Origin of the sequence: Nonomuraea ferruginea, from assembly GCF_039540635.1 — a bacterium.
Lineage (GTDB): Bacteria > Actinomycetota > Actinomycetes > Streptosporangiales > Streptosporangiaceae > Nonomuraea > Nonomuraea ferruginea.
Window position 1 is genome coordinate 206288 of sequence record NZ_BAABFD010000017.1, and the last position, 16866, is coordinate 223153.

Here is a 16866-nt window from a genome sequence, read left to right on the forward strand (position 1 = left end):
GAGTAACTCACATGACGGGTGAAACCCCTCCCCCCGGCTCCCGAATCGACACCACCGTTCCCCATGCCGCGCGGATGTGGAATTACTGGCTCGGCGGCAAGGACCACTACGACGTCGATCGCGTGGCGGGTGACCAGTTCAGCCAAGCATTTCCAGACATTGTGCATATCGCTCGGCTATCTCGTCACTTGCTCGCCCGTATCGTGCGTTATCTGGTCAATGAGGCAGGTGTCCGCCAATTTCTCGATGTGGGGACCGGACTGCCGACGGTCGACAACACCCACGAGGTCGCGCAGCGGGCCGACCCCACCTGCCGCGTGGTCTACGTGGACAACGACCCGCTGGTTCTGACCCACGCCCGCGCGCTCCTGGTCGGCACGCCGGAAGGCGCCACCGACTACGTCGAGGCAGACCTGCGCGACCCCGAGGCGATCCTCGCCGCCGCGGCCAAGACGCTGGACCTCACCCAGCCCGTCGCGCTGATGCTGATGGGCATCGTGGGCTTCGTGACCGACGAGGAGGGCGCGCACGCGATCGTGGCCAGGCTGATGGACGGGCTGGCGCCCGGCAGCTACCTGGCCCTGTGGGACGGCGTCAACCTCGTCACCGGGGAGGCCCTCGACCAGGCCCAGGAGGACTACAACGAGGGCGACGCGGTGCCCTACAACCTCCGCTCCAGGGAGGAGTTCGGCGCGTTCTTCGACGGCCTGGAGCTGGTGGAGCCCGGGGTGGCGTCCGTCCCCTTCTGGCGGCCCGACCCGGACCCGCTGGCCGAGCTCAAGGAGGTGGACGCCCTGGTCGGCGTCGCCCGCAAGCCGTAGGCCCTACAGCTCCTCCATGATCCGGCGCAGGATGCCCGGCGTGGCCTTCGGCGGGGGCGCGTGCACGCTGAGCTCGTTCAGCAGATGCCGGTACGGGTGCGCCTCCGCGTCCTTCGTGAGGTACTGGGCGCTGGCGAGCTGTTCGAGGTAGACGATGTCGTCCAGCTCGGCCTGGGGGAAGCGCAGCAGGGTGACGGGGCCGACGCCGCCGACCGCGACCTCGACGCTGAACGGCAGCACCTGCAGGGTGACGTGCGCCAGCCCGGCCATCTCGACGAGGTGGCCGAGCTGGGCGCGCATGACGTCGCGGCCACCGACCAGCCGGCGCAGCGCGCCCTCGTCCACGATGGCCCAGAGCCTGCGGCCGGAGGAATCCAGCAGCTCCCGGCGGCGCATCCGAAGCTGGACCCGCGACTCGACCCGCTCACGGCTCTCGCCGCCGTGGCCCCTGGCGATCACCGCGCGGGCATAGTCCTCCGTCTGCAGCAGGCCGGGGACGTACTGGATCTCGTGCGTACGGATCAGCTCCGCGTCCTGCTCCAGCCCGAGATACTCCTCGAACCAGTCGGGCACCACGTCGCGGTAGTCGTGCCACCAGCCGTGCTGGTTGGCCTGCTCGGCCAGGAGCAGCAGCGTCGCGCGCTCGGCCCGCTCGACGACGCCGTACAGGGTGAGCAGGTCCTCCACGTCGCGGATCTTGAACCCGCAGCGCCCGCCCTCCATCCGGCTGATCTTGGAATGCGATCCGCGAATGGCGTAACCGGCACGCTCGCGGGTGATGTTCCGCTCCTCCCGCAGCCTGCGCAGCTGCGAGCCCACCAATATGCGCAACGCGGTCGGCCCGGTCCGCTGGAAATCCCCGCCCACGATTTCGGTCAGACCTCTCATATTGCGATAAGTCGGCATAAGCGCTCCTCTATGCCTCCGTCGCCCCACCCCTTCACCGACAATCCTGCCACGCCAAATACCGTAATCACTCTGAATTGCGGCAGCTCGTGAACGCACCGTCACAACACTGGTACGAAAAAGGGTGTATCAGAACCCGGGAACGGACAGGTCAGGTGACCCATGCGCCCGGGAACGGGGGCGGGCGAAGCTTCGGATGTCCGGAAGAGCCGGTGACCACCGGCCCCGACATCCAGAAGGGAACATCACCATGAAGCAGCTGCTCGCCATCGCCGGATTCGTCGTCACGATGGCCGCCGCCCCTCTCGCCGCCTCCGCGGCCGCCGACCACCTGCCGATCCACCGGGGCAAGTTCCTCTTCCACAGCGACTGCATCACCGCCGGCCAGCAGGGCATCGACCGCGGCCACTGGTCGCGGTACCAGTGCGCGGAGGGCTGGCTGTGGAACCTGTGGACCGACCGGTGACCCGGCGGGCCCGGGATGGCGGCCCTCCGGTCATCCCGAGCCCAGCCCCGCGTCCCTCGCCCGGGCGATCGCCGCCGCCCTGTCGTGGACCTGGAGCTTGGCGAAGATCGAGCCCACGTGGTTGCGCACGGTCTTGTCGGTGACGAACAGCCGCTGGGCGATCTGCCCGTAGCCGAGCCCGCGGGCCAGCAGGTCGAGGACCTCGCGCTCGCGTCCGGTCAGGGTCGGGAACGCCTCCCTGACCGGCGCGGCGGAGTGGGCGGCGAACAACCCGGCCAGCCGGCCGGCCATGTGCGGGCTGAACACCGCGCCCCCCAACCCGACCGTGCGCAGGGCGAGCAGGATCTCCTCGCGTACGGCGCCCTTGAGCAGGTATCCGCGGGCGCCGGCGCGCATGGCGGCGAGCAGGCTGTCGTCGTCCTCCGACATCGTCATCACCAGCACCCTGACCTCCGGCCGCGCCCTGAGCAACTGGCGGGTGGTCTCGATGCCGGACTGTCCCGGCAGGCCCAGGTCCATCACCACGAGATCCGGGCCCGTCCGCTCGGCCTCCACCAGCGCCTGCTCCCCGGTGGCGGCCTGCGCCACCACCACGAACTCACCGTCCAGACCCAGCGCCGCCGCCAGCCCTTCCCTGAACAGCGGATGATCGTCAACCACCAACACCCGCCACGGCCCCGCACCATCCATCGACCCACCCTCACTCATCCACACCCTCCCCCGAACCAAGAACCCCGGCACACCAACGGAACCAAAAAGCCCAGCGCCCCCGCCGCCGGGGGCGGTCCAGAGGACCGAGAAAGCGGCGCTCACAATCCCACCGCTGGCGGCGGGGCGAAGGCTCAGGAGCGGGACAATCACCCTCCGGACGCCGAGGGCGGTCCGGAGGATCGAGAGGGCAGCGCTCACAATCCCACCGCCGAAGTCAGGGAGGTGCGGGAGGTGACGGTCACGATCCCGCCGCCGGAGGCGAGGCCTAGGTCCGGGATCGGGACAATCACGATCCGGACACCGAGGGCGGTCCGGAGGACCGGGAGTGCAACGGCCACAATCCCGCCACCGAGGACGGTCCGAAAGACCGAGAGAGCGGCGCCCACGACCCCACCGCCGAGGTCAGTTCGAAGGAGCCGGAAGGTGACGCCGGGGGCGGTCCGGAGGACCGGGAGGGCTGCGCTCACGATCCCACCGCCGAGGTCAGTCCGGAGGAGCAGGGGGTGAGGGTCACGACCCCACCGCCGGAGGCGGGGTGGAGGTCCGGGAGGGCTGCGCTCACGATCCCACCGCCGAGGTCAGTCCGGAGGAGCCGGAAGGTGACGCCGAGGACGGGGCGAAGGTCCGGAAGGGTGACGGTCACAATCCGGACGCCGAGGTCGGTCCGGAGCACCGGGAGGGCTGCGCTCACGATCCCACCGCCGAGGTCAGTCCGGAGGTGCAGGGGGTGACGGTCACGACCCCACCGCCGGAGGCGGGGTGGTCCGGGGGACGACCACGATCCCACTGCTGGGGGCGGGGGGATGACCACGGTCCGGACGTCCGGGGTGGTCTGGAAGGGCCGGTGGGGGTGGGGTGGGGAGGGTGGCGGTGATGGTGGTGCCGGTGGGGGTGGGGTGGAGGTCGGCGTGGCCGCCGACCTCCTCGGCGCGTTCGGTGACCGAGAGGAGGCCGGTGCCAGGGATCGTGTCCGCGCCGAAGCCGGTCCCGTCGTCGGTGACGGTGACGGTGAGGGTGCCGGGGGCGGTGGTGAAGGCCACCTCGACGTGGCGGGCGCGGGCGTGCCGCACCGCGTTGGTCACGGCCTCGGCGGCGATGCGGTACGCGGCCGTCTCCACCGCCGGGGCCATCGCGGGGAGCGGCCCGGCCGTGACCGTGACCCGTACGGCGTCCGTGGTGAGGCGGTGCGCCAGGATGCGGGTGGCGTCCAGCAGGCCGCGCTCGACCAGCGTGGCGGGAGCCAGCCCCGCCGTGATGCGACGGATCTCGGCCAGCGCCTCGACGAGCACTTCCGCCGCCGTGCCCAGATGGGCCCGCGCGGCAGGGGACGCCTGCCCGCACGCCTGCGCGACGCCGAGCCGGAGCTGCACCGCGGCGAGCTGAGGGCCGAGACCGTCGTGGATCTCGCGCCGCAGGCGGCGGCGTTCCTCCTCACGCGCCAGCACGAGCCGCTCACGGGCCGCCTGCGCCTCCTCGCCGAACCGCAGCGCGGCCAGCGCCGGCCCGGCCTGGTCGGCCAGCAGCGCCAGCAGCTCGCTGTCGCGCTCGGCAGGGGTGCTCGCCCCGTCGCGGGCCACCTCCAGCCTGCCCACCACCTCCCCGTGGTGGCGCAGCGGGAAGACCTGGGCCGGACCGTCGACCGGGCCCCCGGCGGCGGCCAGCAGGCGGGCGCCGGCGCGGGTCTCGAGCGCGATCCGCGCGCCCGACAACCCCAGATCCTCGACGACGCCGCGGCAGATCTGTTCGGGCACGTCGCCGGGGTGCGGGGCCTGCTGCAACCGGACGGCCAGCGCCCGCACCGCCTCGTGCGGCCGGGCGCGCGGCCCGTAGAAGGCGCGTTCGACGGCCAGGACGGCGTGCCGGACGAGCGGCCGGGCGGCCCATCCGGTCACCAGCGCGCAGCCCGCGACCACGGCCGTGACGGTGGTGCGCCCGGTGAGCAGGGCCGCCCAGGCCGCCATGGCGGCGCAGGTGACGGCGATGACCAGCACCGCCAGGACGAACGCGCGGGCCATGCGGTGGCTGGTCACCCGCTCCAGGCGCCACAGCCCGCCGTGCGAGGCGGCCAGCCCGATCATCGCGACCCACAGCACCACCCCGGCCGACCGGGCCACCATCGTCCAGCTCTCACCCCACAGGTCGGAAAGCAGGAGGCAGGCGTAGAGCGGGCAGGCCGCGGCGATCACCCACCGGGCCGCGCTCCCCCGCCCCGCCTTCGACGCCGCGCGGGCCAGCTCGGCGGTCACCGCCGCCGTCACGACCGGCGCCAGCCAGTCGAGCGCGACCTGGCTGTCGTGCAGCAGGCCGGCGGCCCACGTGGCGGGCGCGGTGCCGGCCCACGGGCTGGCGAACCGGGCCGAGCCGGGGGTGCCCAGCCCCCAGACGACCGCGTACTGGATGCTCGCGGCGGCGGCGGTCACGATCACGGCCGTCCTCGGCCACCGCACGGCCGGGCGGGGCAGCAGGCACAGCGGGAAGAGCAGCACCGTCAGCGGCTGGCAGGCGGTGCCGGCCGCGGCGAGCAGGATCGCGGCGGCGGCGACGGGCGTCCCCGGGTGTTCCACGGCGGCGAGCACGTCGGACATCGCGGGCGGAACGATCCACACCACTCCGGCGGCCAGCACGAGCGCGCCCCTGCGCCGGGCGTAGCGGTCGGCCAGGAGCAGCACCCCGACGACGCACACCGGCAGGCCCACCACCAGCCGGGTCACCTCGGCCGTCATCAGCGCCGCGCCGGAGGAGAGCCGCCCCCATTCCGGCAGCGTCACCGCGGCCCTGGTCACCAGCACCGCCAGCAGCAGCGCGGCGGCCATCCCGGCGAGGTGGGGGCCGCGCGCCTGCCACCGCACGGCGGGCGCTAGCCCACCCAAAGGTCCCAGGTGCCCAGCGCGTAGAAGGACCTGATGCACTGGGGCTTGGTCCACTGCCGCTTGCGCACGCCCTCCTGCCCCGCTTTGAGGCAGCCCGCCTCGGAGTGGTAGGAGGCGATGTAGCGCTTGCCGAGAAGGTCGGCCGCGGCGGGCGTCACCGGGGTGACGGCGACGCAGAGGGCCGTCAGGAGGACGGCGAGCGAGCGAGGGGACCTACGCATGCGAACTCCCGAGGTCACTGAGAGAGATGGATCGCCCACTCAGTGTAACGGTCGCCTCACCCGCGCGGCCAGCGCGACAGCGGCTCGGGCGCGCGCTCGACGGCGGCGAACGGGCTGACGTCCAGCCAGGCGGGCAGCGCCCGGCAGGAGGCGCTGTCGCCGGTCAGCCGGAGCGCCTCGGCCCGCAGCGCCGCCGCCCACGTCGTCTCCCCCAGCCAGACCCGGGTGAGCACCGGCACCTCGGTCTCCAGCCAGACGCCGATGGGGAAGCCGGGGTCGCTGTCGCACACGTCGACGCCGCGCGACCGGGACAGCACGAGCCACCACCGCCGGTGGGCGGCCTCGGCGTCCTTCAAGTCCGCCGAGCTGGGAGGGCACGGTGCCGATGTGGCGCTGGATCGGGGACGGGGCGACGACGTTCAGCTACTGACACGCCGTCGATCACGCGCCCGGGTGGCGACCCCGGGCGCGTTGTGTTTTCAGGAACGGGGCATTGACGAAAAATTCTTACATGTTATTCATGGATCAAGTCAGAAACCTTCAGCAGCGAGCGCACCCGTAGAGAGGAACTCGCATGGCTCGAAGCAAGTCCCCCGACCCGCCCGCCGACTTACTCGGCCCCGTCACAGGCGAAGTCTCCTGGTTCTGCTGCGGCACCGCGTGGGGGCCGTGCAGCAGCACCGGCAAGGGAGCGTGCGGCACCTGCAACTCCGGCAGCCTCCAGCACGCCTGGCCCAACACCTCCGACGCCTGCTGGTCGATCACCCGGCCCGACCGGTGCGGCGTCGGGCTGTCGCGCCGGACCTGCGGCTTCCGCCACCGAACCACGGCGTTGTGCGGCGGCGCCAGCGTCGTCACCACGATCGCCGACTGCGGGCCGCAGACCGACCTGTTCTGCGGCGAGCGCAGCTGCTGCGGCGCCACCTGCGCCGACAACCGGCTGATCGACCTCACCCCGGCGGCCTTCAGCCGCATCGCCAGCCTCTCCGCCGGCCTGCGGCCGTGCGAGATCGCGACCGGCTGAGGAGACGGCGATGACCAGCAGAAGAGACCTGCTCAAGTCCGCCGTGCTCGGCGGCGGCGCCACCGTCGTGGCCGCGACCGCGCTCGGCTCGCTCGGGCCGGAGGCGGCCTTCGCGGAGACCGCGTACGACGCCGAACCCGGCGCCCCCGACCCCGATTTCGCCGAGGGCAGGATCCGTACGATCAAGGACGACACGCTGCTCGTCCTGGGCTCGAACATGGTGTTCCACACCATCCGGATCGTGAACGGGACCAGCCTGTGGAAGCTCGGCCCGGTCCCGTTCGAGGCGGCGAAGCCGGGTGACGGCCTCTACGCCCGCGGGGTGCGGATGCCCGACGGGATGCTCGCCGCCGAGTCGGTCTGGCTCAACATCGTGAACATCAAGGGCCACATCAAGAACATCACCGACGGCAAGCTCCACCTGGACCACCACGGCAAAGAAGTGCTGTGCCACGTCGTGCCCGGCAAGTCCGTCGCGATCCAGGCGCAGGCGCCGCCGACCGCCGACCTGTCGATGCTCAAGGTGAGCCAGCACGTGCAGATCCTCGGCGCCTGGCGGCCCGACACGAACGAGGTCGACATCGCCACCGTCTTCTCCCCCCACTAAGGAGGCACCGCATGCACGGGATCGCCGCGTCGCAGCCGTACGTCCTGGCCTTCTTCCTCGGCTGGGCGGGCCTGCTGAAGCTGTTCAGCCGCCGGACGCGGGCCCAGGCCGGGCAGACCGCACTGGCCCGGCTCGTCGGCGCGGCGCGCGCGGTCCCGGCGCTCGTCGCCGTGGGGCTGGTGGAGGTGGCGGTGGCCGCGGCGCTGGTGCTGCCGCCGTACTCCGCCGCCGAGGGCGCGGCCGCCGCCGTGCTCGCCGCCGGGTTCCTGGCGTATCTCGGCTACGCCCACGTCGCCGCGCCCACCTCGTCGTGCGGCTGCCTGGGCGCCCACTCCCGCCCTGCCGACCGGCGCGGATTCGGCAGGGCGGGGCTCCTTCTCGCCGCGGGACTCCTGTCGACGACGGCGGGGCCGCACCCGCCGGTCGCGGCGCTCGTGGTGGTGGAGGTGGTGATCCTGCTGGCGCTCTCGGCGGAGCTGGACCGATACTGGCTCACGCCGTCGCGGCGCTTCCTCGTACGGATGCGCGGGCCGCTCTCCGTGCCGCCGCCGGGCGACGTGCCGCTGGAGACCTCGCTGCGGCTGCTCTACCTCAGCCCCGCGTACTGCTCGGCGTCCTCGCGGCTCTCCTCGGACATCCGGGAGACGTGGGACGAGGACGGGACCCGGTTCGTGGTCTACGGCGCGGGCGCCCGGACGGCGGTGTTCGCGGTGCCCCTCACCGGGGACGACCCGTCGGCCGTCCGCGTCGCGCTGGTCGAGGAGCCCGCACCCGCCTGACGCTCATGGGAGTTTAAGAATGGCCGCCTAGATTCGTGGCCGTGCTCAAGCAAGAGGTTGTGGAGGGGCCGGTGCGGGCCCGGCCGCGGCGGGCTCGGACGGCGCGGCTGACCGTCGTGGTGGCGGTGGTGTTCGCGGGCGGGACGGCGATGCGGCTGGGCGGGCTGGAGACCGGGTTCCTCCTGGTGCCGCTGGTGTCGTTCACTCCGTACTTCGGGGTGGCGGCGCTCGTGGCGCTGGCGTGCGCGCTGTGGGCCAGGAGCCGGGCGGCCGTGGCGGTGCTGCTGGCGGTCTGCGTCTGCCTGGCCTGGCTGGTGGTGCCGCGCGCCGTCGCGGGCGAGGCGCCCGCCGGGGGACGGCCGCTGCGGCTGCTGACCGCGAACCTCAACGGCGGCCGGGGTGACGCCCAGGTGATCGTCGACCTCGTACGGAAGCTCGACGTGGACGTGTTCAGCGTGCAGGAGCTGACCTGGGCGGCGCGGGAGCGCCTGACGGCGGCGGGGCTGAAGGAGTTGCTGCCGTACGAGGTCACCCAGCCGATGCCGCGCGGGCCGGAAGGCAGCGGCATCTACGCGCGTCACCCGCTGCGCGAGCGTTCGGGGCTGTTCCGGCGGGTGGGGCACCACATGCCGGTGGCGCAGGTGGCGCTGCCCGGCGGCCCGGCCGTGGAAGTAGTGGTCGTGCACCCGGTCGCGCCGGTGCCGTGGACCGTGGACGAGTGGGAGGCGGGGCTCTCGAACCTGCCGCCCGCCCAGGCCGAGGGTCCGCCGCGCGTCCTCGCCGGCGACTTCAACGCGACGCTCGACCATGTCGTGTTCCGGCGGCTGCTCGGCACCGGTTACACCGACGCGGCGGCGGCCACCGGGAACGGGCTGGCGCCGACCTGGCCGAATCGGGTGCTGCCGCCGCTGGTGGCCATCTCCCACGTGCTGACCGACGGCCGCGGCGGGGCGGTCGCGACGCAGGTCCACGACGTGCCCGGCTCCGACCACCGCGCGCTCTTCGCCGACCTGCGCGTACGGTAGCGGAACTGTCAGTGGGCGCCGGTACTTTGCGATCATCCCCCAACCACGGAGGCTGGTCCATGTACCGTCAGGGCGACATCCTGATCATCCCGGTGCCCGAGGAGTCGGCGCCGGCCACGCTCCGGCCCGAGCCGCGTGACGCGCGCGGCCGCCTGGTCCTGGCCCTGGGCGAGGCCACCGGCCACTGCCACGCCATCCCCGGGCCCGGCACGCTGTCCGGCGGGTTCCTCCACTTGCCCGACGGCGGCCGGCTCGTGCACGAGGAGCACGATCCGATCTCCCTGCCGAAGGGGTGGTATCGGGTGGTTCGCCAGCGCGAGTACGTTCCGGGCTCCTACCGGGTGGTGGCCGACTGATGGAGACCCTGACGTTCGAGCGGGTGGCGTCGTGGGAGCGGGTCGCGTTCGCGACGGGGCCCGGGGGCGACCCGGAGTCCGCGGTGCGGCAGGCCTACCGCGAGGCCGGGCTGGCCGAGCCGGAGCGGGTGATCACGCTCGGCTCGCCGGCGGCGGGAGCGCTCGCCGCCGCCTGGCTCACCGGCGACGCGTCCGTACGCCGGACACTGGCAGAGACCGGCCTGGTGGCGGACGTGCTGCTCCGGATGGGTGAGAGCAACGGGCTGGAGGCCGGGCGGTCGGTGCGGGAGGAGATCCGCACCCGGCCGTGGGCGGCGGCCAGGGCCGCGGCCTGTGAGGCGCTGGGGCATGACGGGTGGTCCGCGCGGTGGGCGGAGACGGGCGGGCGGATCTGGCCCCGGGTCGAGCGGATCGTCGGCGACATCCGCCGCGCCGTGGGCGACCTGGGCGGTGAGTCCCTGCGTCACCACACGCTGGACGCCGTGCTCGGCCAGCACGACGCCCCGTGGCTCTCAGCTTTCGACGGGCTCGACGGGCTCGGGCGGGTGGCCGGGTGCGCCGGGTGGTGGTGGCCGTTCGAGCGGGTGGCGATCGTCACCGGGCGGCCCGCCGAGATCCATCTCGACGAGCTGGGGCGGCTCCACCGCGCCGACGGCCCCGCCCTCGCGTACCCCGACGGGTTCGCCCTGCACGCCTGGCACGGCATGCCGGTCCCGGCCGATTTCGGCGCCGCGATGACCGGCCTGACCGCCGAGCGCATCCGCGAGGAGCAGAACGCTGAGCTGCGCCGGGTCATGCTGGAGCATTTCGGGTTCGAGCGCTACCTCGCCGACTCCGGCGCCCGGCCGGTGCAGCGCGACGAGACCGGGCGGCTGTGGCGCATCGACCTGGCCGACGACGAGCCGATCGCCATGGTCGAGGTGGTCAACTCCACTCCCGAGCCCGACGGCACCAGCCGCACCTACTTCCTGCGGGTGCCGCCGTGGGTGAGCCGGGCACGCCAGGGCGTCGCGTGGACGTTCGGCCTGACGGAGGAGGGCTACCACCCCGAGCGCGAGACGTGAGGCCATGAGGCGGGGATCCGCTCCAGGATCCCCCCGGCGAAGACGTCGTACAGACCGACCGGCTCCAGGTGGACGTACCCGATGTGGCAGTCGCACGAGCCGGCGGGGCAGCCGCGGGGGCGCAACGCCGGCCGGTACGACCCGTCGTAGAGGTTGCCCAGCACCTCGGGGACGAAGTGGCAGCGCCGCACGGTCCCCTCGCCGTCCACCGAGATCACGCTCTCCCCGGTCCGGCACGGCAGGTCCCGGCTGGCGTGCGGGAAGCGGCTGTAGGAGAAGAGCGGGTCGATCTCGGCCCAGGCGCCGGCCTCGTCGTCGGTGTAGAGCCGCCCTTCTTCGGCGTTCACCCACAGGTACGTCTCCGCGGGCAGGTCGGCCCTGAGCCGGCGGGCGTGCTCCAGGTGCGCCGGGTCGCCGACGATGCCGACGCTGTGCCGTACCGGCAGCGAGCGGATCTTGGCCACCATGCGCTCGTAGGGCACCTGCGTGGGGTGGTAGGTCACCCAGAGCGCGGCCCGGTCCGATGCCTCGGCGAGCCAGCCGGTGCGGCAGCTCAGGTTGGTCTGGATGGCGACCCTGCGCACGTTCGGCAGCCATGACAGCGCCACCAGCGCCCGCCGGTACCACGACCTGACCAGGCCCTCGCCCCACGGGGTGAACAGGATCGAGAGCTCGAAGTCCTGCGCGGCGGCCCAGGCGGCGAACCGCTCCAGCGCGGCCCGGTCGGCGCGCAGTCGCTCGGGCGTGTCGCGGCGCTTGGCGAACGGGCAGTAGGCGCAGTCGTAGTCGCAGCTCGACAGCGGCCCCCGGTAGAGGATCGTCAGCACGGCCGGTAGCCCTCCATGAGCGCCTTGACCTCGGGCGAGAACAACGCCGGCCCGATCCCGTCCGAGTAGGCCAGCCCTTCGGCGGTGAGCCGCACGACGGACGGTTCGACCACCAGGCGGTCGCCGAACCGGTCCAGCGGGAAGTCGTCGAGCACGTCGGTGCCGAACCGGGCGCGGTAGAAGCCCCGGTCCAGCCCTTCGACCTGGAGCAGCGACTGGATGAGGTGCCGCCGCCCGCGTTCGGCGGCGGAGAGGGCGAAGCCGACGTTGGCGACGCCGAAGTCGTCCCGGCTCACGTAGTCGTCGATGATGGCGCGCACCTGCCGCGCGCCGACCGCGTACTCGAAGGAGTAGTGGAGCCGGCTGGTGTACGAGCGGGCGCCGCAGCCCAGGCCGACCATGCCGTCGGTCTGGCAGCAGTAGGCCGGGCCGGCATCGCCGCCCGGCAGCCGGAACATGCGCATCGACACCTGCTCGTAGCCCTCGGCCAGCAGCCGGTCGCGGCCGATCCGGTACAGCTCCAGCCGCTGGTCGTCCCAGGCCCGGCCCAGCTTGCCGAGCCCGGTCAGCGGCCGGACGTACAGCGGGTACAGGTAGAGCTCCTCGGGCCGCCAGGCGAGCGCCGCCTCCAGGGAGTGGAGCCACGAGGCGGGGGTCTGGCCGTCGATCCCGTAGATCAGGTCGATGTTGAGCACCGGGACGCCCGCCGCGCGGATGGCGTCGAGCGCCGCCTCCACCTCGGCGCGTTTCTGCGGGCGCACGGCCGCGCGCGCCTCGGCGTCGACGAAGCTCTGCACGCCGATCGAGATCCGCGCCGTCCCCCGCTCGGCCAGGACGGCGAGGCGGTCGGGGGTGGCGGTGGCCGGGGAGGTCTCGACGGACAGCGGGATCGCCGTCAGGTCGACCCCCATGGCCCGTTCGGTCAGGTCGAACAGCCTCGTCAGCTCCCCGGGGGTGAGGTAGGTGGGGGTACCGCCGCCGAACGCGGCCGTGGTGAACGCCGGTGGCTCCGGCAACGCGTCCCTGACCTGCGCGGCCTGCCGTTCCAGGGTGTCGAGGTAGGCGCCGGTCAGCTCTTCGGGCGCGCCGGTGCGGGTGAACAGGTTGCAGAACCCGCAGCGCATCTCGCAGAACGGGATGTGCATGTACAGCGCGCCGGGCCGCTCCCCCGCCCACACCTCGCGCAGCGGGGGGCGCGGGTCGAGCGGGCGGTAGGCGGTCTTGTGGGGATAGGCGTAGACGTATCCCTCATAGGGGCGCATGGGGCTCCAGGATGAAGTGGGTGTACGGGACGGTCCACACGACCTCGTGGCCGATCCGGTGTCCGGCGTGGCCTTCCTCGCCGTACGCGGTGCCGTGGTCGGAGCAGACGATCACGAGGCAGGGGCGGCGCATGAGGGCGTAGAGCCGGCCGATGTGCCGGTCGACGTACTCCAGGGCGGCCGCGTGGCTCTCCCTGGAGTCCTCGGCGGCGCCGGGCAGGTAGCAGCGGTTCGGCTGGTGCAGCGCGGACACGTTGACGAACAGGAACAGCCGCCCCCGCGTCCGGCGCATGACCTCGGCCGCGCGGTCGATCTGGTGCTCCAGCGAGTGCGGGTCGGTCACCCCGAAGGCGGGCTCCCAGTGGCTCTCGGCGAACAACTCCGGCAGCGCCGAGCCGAGCGGGGTCAGCTTGTTGAAGAAGCCGACGCCTCCGACGCACACCGTGTGGTAGCCGGCTCGGGCCAGCCCCGCGGGCAGGTCGGGCGCGTCGAACACCCAGGTGTCTGGCGCGGTGGTCTCGCTGCCGGGGAAGGTCGCGGCGACCAGCCGTGGATGCGGGCCGGGTGTCACGGGCGTGGGCAGGAATCCGGCGAACATGGCGGCGTGTGAGGCGTAGGTGAAGCTGCCGGGGCTGTGCCGCCGCTCCCAGCGCACCCCTGGCGGAAGAAGGTTCCGCAGCCGCCCGGCCTCGGCCAGCTCGGCCGCCACGTCGTAGCGGAGCGTGTCGAGCGTGACGAACAGGATGTCGTGGCTGCCCACCACCGCGTTCATGTCCACCGGGCCAGCACCGCCTCCACCTGCTCCTCGTACGTCGACCGGCCCTTGCCGGAGAAGTCGGTCAGGCCGGGCAGGAGGTCGCCGAACGCGTTCACCTCGGCCACGGCGACGGACTGCCGGCCGGACCCGATCATGACGTCGACCCCGGTCATGAGGCTGCCGGGGAAGCAGGCGGCGGCCCGCGCGGCCGCGTCGAGCACCGACTCCCAGAGCCGCGGCCGGGACCGGACGGTTTCCAGGTCGCCGCGCCGGCCGCCCAGATGGAGGTTCGTCATGGGCGCGTTCCCCACCCGCACCACGGCGTGCGTCGGCGCTCCGCCGACCGTCACCACCCGCAGGTCGTACGGCGCGCCGCCGGTCGACGCCTTCGGGAACCACCGCTCGACGTGCAGCCCGTCGGGCGCGAGGTGGTCGACCAGGCACCGCACGTCGGCCTCGTCCCGGTAATCGCGCACCCGCAGCGAGTTGTGGAACCCCGTCCCCGTCCGGGCGGCCGAGGTGATCGCCCGGACCCGGCCGGCCGCCGCCTCGAACGCGATCACCCCGGACGCCGACGAGCCGTGGGCCGGCTTGACGAACACCCGGGTCCAGCCCCGCCCGGCCATCGAATCGCGCAGCTCCTCGTACGAGCGGGCCTCGAAGGCGGGCGGGACGGGCACGCCCGCGCGCTCCAGCACGGCGTGGCAGCGCCGCTTGTCGAACATCACCCCGATCTCGTCCACGTCGGCGAGCAGCGTGACCCCGGGGATGGCGGCGACCGTGCCGAGCCCCGCCAGGAACGCGCGGTACCAGGCGGCGCCTCCGCCGACCCGGCTCGGGTCGCCGGGCCCGCGCAGCAGCGCGTCGGTCCCCGCGTCCTCCCCCGGCGACTCGACGCGGAGCAGCGCGCCGGCGGGCGCGCTCACCTCCCGGCCCGCGAGCACGTCGCGCCAGGAGATCACGTGCGGTTCGGCGAGCCCGTACGCGAGCGCGGCGTCGCGGAAGAGCGAGACACGGCGGTCACCGGGCGTGCCGACCACGGCGAGCCGCACGGTCACTCGCTCACCGCGATGTAGCGCCAGTCCTCTTCCGGGGTCTCCTGCTCGCTGAGGTCCACCCGCACGCCGGGAAGCGCGTCCGCGACGCGGCGCATCATCGATGCGGTGAGGTAGTGGTGGTGCAGGTCGAGCGCGCGCAGGTGGGTCAGGGGCTGTCCGGTGAGCAGCGACTCCGCGCCGGCGTCGGTGAGCGCGCCCATGGACAGGCCGAGCGACTCCAGGCGGGCGACGACGGGCGCGGTGGCGACGGCGGCGGCGATCTCGTCCTGGATCTCGCTGTCCTGCAGGCCCAGGTGGCGCAGCGCGGGCAGGCGCTCACCGGACAGGATCGGGGCGAGGTCGGAGACCGCGGTGTCGCCGCCGTAGTTCTCCTCGCCGAGCCAGAGCTCCAGGTGTTCCAGGGCGGGCAGGTCGCTGGCGGCGATCGCGCGGGTCATCTCGCCGGGCAGCCCGCCGGTCTCGACGCGAAGGATGCGCAGGGCCTGGTGGCGCACGGGGCTCAGCCCCAGTCCGCTGCCGCCGCGGACCTCCAGCCGCGTCAGCCGGGGGTACGCCTCCAGCAGCGGGGTGATGTCGGACTGCCGGATCCAGGAGATCTCGGCCTCCTGCGACGTGATCGCCCCCAGGAACAGCGAGCGGAGCTCAGGGAGGCGGGAAGCGTTGTCGGCGAGCCTGCTGACGATGTGTGCGGAGTTCTTCGTGTAGCACTCCTCCCAGGCGCCGATGACGACCGCCTTCACCCGGCTGGTGTCGACGTGCTCGAAGAACCAGTCGAACCCCTCGTCCATGGTGTCGGGACCGTCGCCCCAGTCGTTCGCCTGGAACCGCCAGGCGGCGGCATCGGCGGCGGGCAGGTCGTCGTCGTCCGCGAGCACATGCACCACGGGCAGACCGGCGTAGGTGTCGTTATGGGGCTGCTGGTAGCCGAAGACGTGGTCGTATTCGATCATCGAAGGTTCCTCTGCTGGGGGTCCGGCGCGTCCTGTCCTACCAGAGCGGGGCGACATAAAAGGACTTGTCATGGACGACAGGACTTTCGCCGTTAGAGCAGAGACGACAGAGAGTGCGGACGCCTCGACAGCACCTGAAGAGGGTTCGCACTCTCCGCGTATCACCAGAAAGCGTTACGCGCTTTCAGCGGAGTCGCGTGTTCAGCGACATCCTGGGGCGTTGCGCTCGATGTCGCAGATGTCCCACGGGGGCGGCCCATCGGGGTATCTGTCGCCGCCACCTGACCCGCCGTCGGGGGTCCCGCCGTCGGAGGGCAGTTGCGGCGTACCACCACCGCCGCCACCACCGCCGCCACCACCGCCTCCGCCTCCGCCTCCGCCGGGGGTGCCGCCGCCGCCTCCGCCGCCGCCCTGCCCCTCGCACACATAGAAGTCGCAGTTCGGCGGCATGGCCGCGGCGGGACCGGCGCTGATCAGGGTCGCGGCGCCCACCGAGAAGAACATGGCCATGACCATGACGGCCTTGCGCTTTCTGTTCATTCGGTCATCTCCTTTCGTGAGTAAGACACACGAAAGGATCTCCGGCCGGCCTTGGAAGCAGGTTGTGGATCAATGAGAGCCTGACTGGACGCGACAGGTCCTAACCGTCGAGCGCCGTTCCGTACAACCGGTCCGCCTTCAAGCGGATGACCACCCGGCGCTCGGCGACCAACTGCTCCAGGAACGCGTCTCCGTCCTCGGGCCTCGCGTCCTCCGGGATCATCGCGAGCAGTTCCCGCCCCACCGCGTCGCCCGGAACCGTCGTGATCTCGGAGACCTCGGCCTCGCCGTCGGCGGCGGCGAACGACCACACGTCGCCGCCCTGCACGTGCAGTGCCGCACGCGGGTTGTGCCGCAGATGCCGGACCTTGATCCGGTCGGCCGTCGTCGAGAAGCGCACTATGCGGGCTTCGGGATCCCAGCTGTAGAGCATGGTCGTCAGATGGGGGTGGCCACTGCGCTTGACGGTGGCGAGCGTGCCGAACCGCTGCTTGCCGAGCAGGTCGGAGAGGGCTTCGTCAGAGAGGGGCCGAGGCGCCGGTCCTTGGGTCATGACCTGATCAACGTCCGCGGCATGCCGGGAATTTCCCTCTTGTCCGTACTGTGCGGCACACAGTATCGT

The 16866-nt window shown here is 72.7% G+C and carries 20 protein-coding genes; 8 read left to right on the top strand and 12 right to left on the bottom strand.

Features of this window, described 5'->3' with window-relative positions:
* Positions 1–11: 11 nt before the first annotated feature.
* Positions 12–821, top strand: coding sequence for an SAM-dependent methyltransferase (locus tag ABD999_RS30190; RefSeq protein ID WP_271277951.1), 810 nt, complete (start codon positions 12–14; stop codon positions 819–821).
* Positions 822–824: 3 nt separating this feature from the next.
* Here ABD999_RS30190 and ABD999_RS30195 read toward each other — a convergent pair whose 3' ends face one another.
* On the bottom strand, positions 825–1688 hold the full coding sequence (locus ABD999_RS30195) for a helix-turn-helix domain-containing protein (protein ID WP_345483009.1): 864 nt from the start codon (positions 1686–1688) through the stop codon (positions 825–827).
* Between the two features lie 289 nt (positions 1689–1977).
* On the opposite strand from ABD999_RS30195, the gene ABD999_RS30200 reads away from it, so the two are divergent.
* Complete coding sequence (locus ABD999_RS30200; RefSeq protein WP_148035339.1) at positions 1978–2193, top strand: hypothetical protein; 216 nt, start codon at positions 1978–1980, stop codon at positions 2191–2193.
* A gap of 30 nt (positions 2194–2223) precedes the next feature.
* Here ABD999_RS30200 and ABD999_RS30205 read toward each other — a convergent pair whose 3' ends face one another.
* The 4 genes from ABD999_RS30205 to ABD999_RS30220 all read right to left on the bottom strand — a co-directional run bounded on the left by ABD999_RS30205 (position 2224) and on the right by ABD999_RS30220 (position 6351).
* A complete protein-coding gene (locus ABD999_RS30205; RefSeq protein ID WP_333485723.1) occupies positions 2224–2853 on the bottom strand; it encodes a response regulator transcription factor in 630 nt (209 codons plus the stop codon).
* Positions 2854–3638: 785 nt separating this feature from the next.
* Positions 3639–5753, bottom strand: a complete 2115-nt coding sequence (locus ABD999_RS30210; RefSeq protein ID WP_345483010.1) for an ATP-binding protein — start codon at positions 5751–5753, stop codon at positions 3639–3641.
* 8 nt (positions 5754–5761) lie between these two features.
* Positions 5762–5995 carry a hypothetical protein gene (locus ABD999_RS30215; RefSeq protein WP_148035343.1) on the bottom strand — a complete coding sequence of 78 codons (234 nt, stop codon included), beginning with the start codon at positions 5993–5995 and terminating at the stop codon, positions 5762–5764.
* A 56-nt stretch (positions 5996–6051) separates the two neighbouring features.
* Positions 6052–6351 carry a hypothetical protein gene (locus ABD999_RS30220; RefSeq protein WP_271277955.1) on the bottom strand — a complete coding sequence of 100 codons (300 nt, stop codon included), beginning with the start codon at positions 6349–6351 and terminating at the stop codon, positions 6052–6054.
* A 218-nt stretch (positions 6352–6569) separates the two neighbouring features.
* Between ABD999_RS30220 and ABD999_RS30225 the strand changes: the two genes are divergently transcribed.
* Genes ABD999_RS30225 through ABD999_RS30250 form a run of 6 tightly spaced genes read left to right on the top strand, consistent with a single transcriptional unit; the run spans position 6570 to position 10850 of the window.
* Positions 6570–7019 carry an RlpA-like double-psi beta-barrel domain-containing protein gene (locus ABD999_RS30225; protein WP_148035344.1) on the top strand — a complete coding sequence of 150 codons (450 nt, stop codon included), beginning with the start codon at positions 6570–6572 and terminating at the stop codon, positions 7017–7019.
* 10 nt (positions 7020–7029) lie between these two features.
* Positions 7030–7626, top strand: a complete 597-nt coding sequence (locus ABD999_RS30230) for a cell wall protein (RefSeq protein ID WP_148035345.1) — start codon at positions 7030–7032, stop codon at positions 7624–7626.
* Positions 7627–7637: 11 nt separating this feature from the next.
* Positions 7638–8405 (top strand): MauE/DoxX family redox-associated membrane protein, encoded by a 768-nt coding sequence (locus tag ABD999_RS30235; protein ID WP_271277956.1) that lies wholly within the window; start codon positions 7638–7640, stop codon positions 8403–8405.
* A gap of 41 nt (positions 8406–8446) precedes the next feature.
* A complete protein-coding gene (locus tag ABD999_RS30240) occupies positions 8447–9430 on the top strand; it encodes an endonuclease/exonuclease/phosphatase family protein (protein ID WP_271277957.1) in 984 nt (327 codons plus the stop codon).
* 59 nt (positions 9431–9489) lie between these two features.
* Positions 9490–9786 (top strand): hypothetical protein, encoded by a 297-nt coding sequence (locus ABD999_RS30245; RefSeq protein WP_219542974.1) that lies wholly within the window; start codon positions 9490–9492, stop codon positions 9784–9786.
* Positions 9786–10850, top strand: coding sequence for a DUF6745 domain-containing protein (locus tag ABD999_RS30250; RefSeq protein WP_271277958.1), 1065 nt, complete (start codon positions 9786–9788; stop codon positions 10848–10850). The genes ABD999_RS30245 and ABD999_RS30250 overlap by 1 nt, the downstream gene beginning before the upstream one ends.
* Here the strand turns inward: ABD999_RS30250 and ABD999_RS30255 are convergent.
* The 7 genes from ABD999_RS30255 to ABD999_RS30285 form a co-directional block, all read right to left on the bottom strand.
* Positions 10826–11677 (bottom strand): STM4011 family radical SAM protein, encoded by an 852-nt coding sequence (locus tag ABD999_RS30255; RefSeq protein ID WP_271277959.1) that lies wholly within the window; start codon positions 11675–11677, stop codon positions 10826–10828. The genes ABD999_RS30250 and ABD999_RS30255 overlap by 25 nt on opposite strands.
* Positions 11671–12939, bottom strand: a complete 1269-nt coding sequence (locus ABD999_RS30260) for an STM4012 family radical SAM protein (RefSeq protein WP_271277960.1) — start codon at positions 12937–12939, stop codon at positions 11671–11673. Before ABD999_RS30260 ends, ABD999_RS30255 begins: the two co-directional genes overlap by 7 nt.
* Entirely contained in the window at positions 12926–13711 is a 786-nt protein-coding gene (locus ABD999_RS30265) for an STM4013/SEN3800 family hydrolase (protein WP_271277978.1), read from the bottom strand. The genes ABD999_RS30260 and ABD999_RS30265 overlap by 14 nt, the downstream gene beginning before the upstream one ends.
* Positions 13708–14754: an STM4014 family protein gene (locus ABD999_RS30270; protein ID WP_271277961.1), complete on the bottom strand. Its 1047-nt coding sequence runs from the start codon at positions 14752–14754 to the stop codon at positions 13708–13710. The genes ABD999_RS30265 and ABD999_RS30270 overlap by 4 nt, the downstream gene beginning before the upstream one ends.
* Positions 14751–15704, bottom strand: coding sequence for an STM4015 family protein (locus ABD999_RS30275; RefSeq protein WP_271277962.1), 954 nt, complete (start codon positions 15702–15704; stop codon positions 14751–14753). Before ABD999_RS30275 ends, ABD999_RS30270 begins: the two co-directional genes overlap by 4 nt.
* Before the next feature lie 201 nt (positions 15705–15905).
* A complete protein-coding gene (locus ABD999_RS30280) occupies positions 15906–16244 on the bottom strand; it encodes a hypothetical protein (RefSeq protein ID WP_271277963.1) in 339 nt (112 codons plus the stop codon).
* Positions 16245–16344: 100 nt separating this feature from the next.
* Positions 16345–16797, bottom strand: a complete 453-nt coding sequence (locus tag ABD999_RS30285) for a pyridoxamine 5'-phosphate oxidase family protein (RefSeq protein WP_271277964.1) — start codon at positions 16795–16797, stop codon at positions 16345–16347.
* Between the last annotated feature and the right edge of the window lie 69 nt (positions 16798–16866).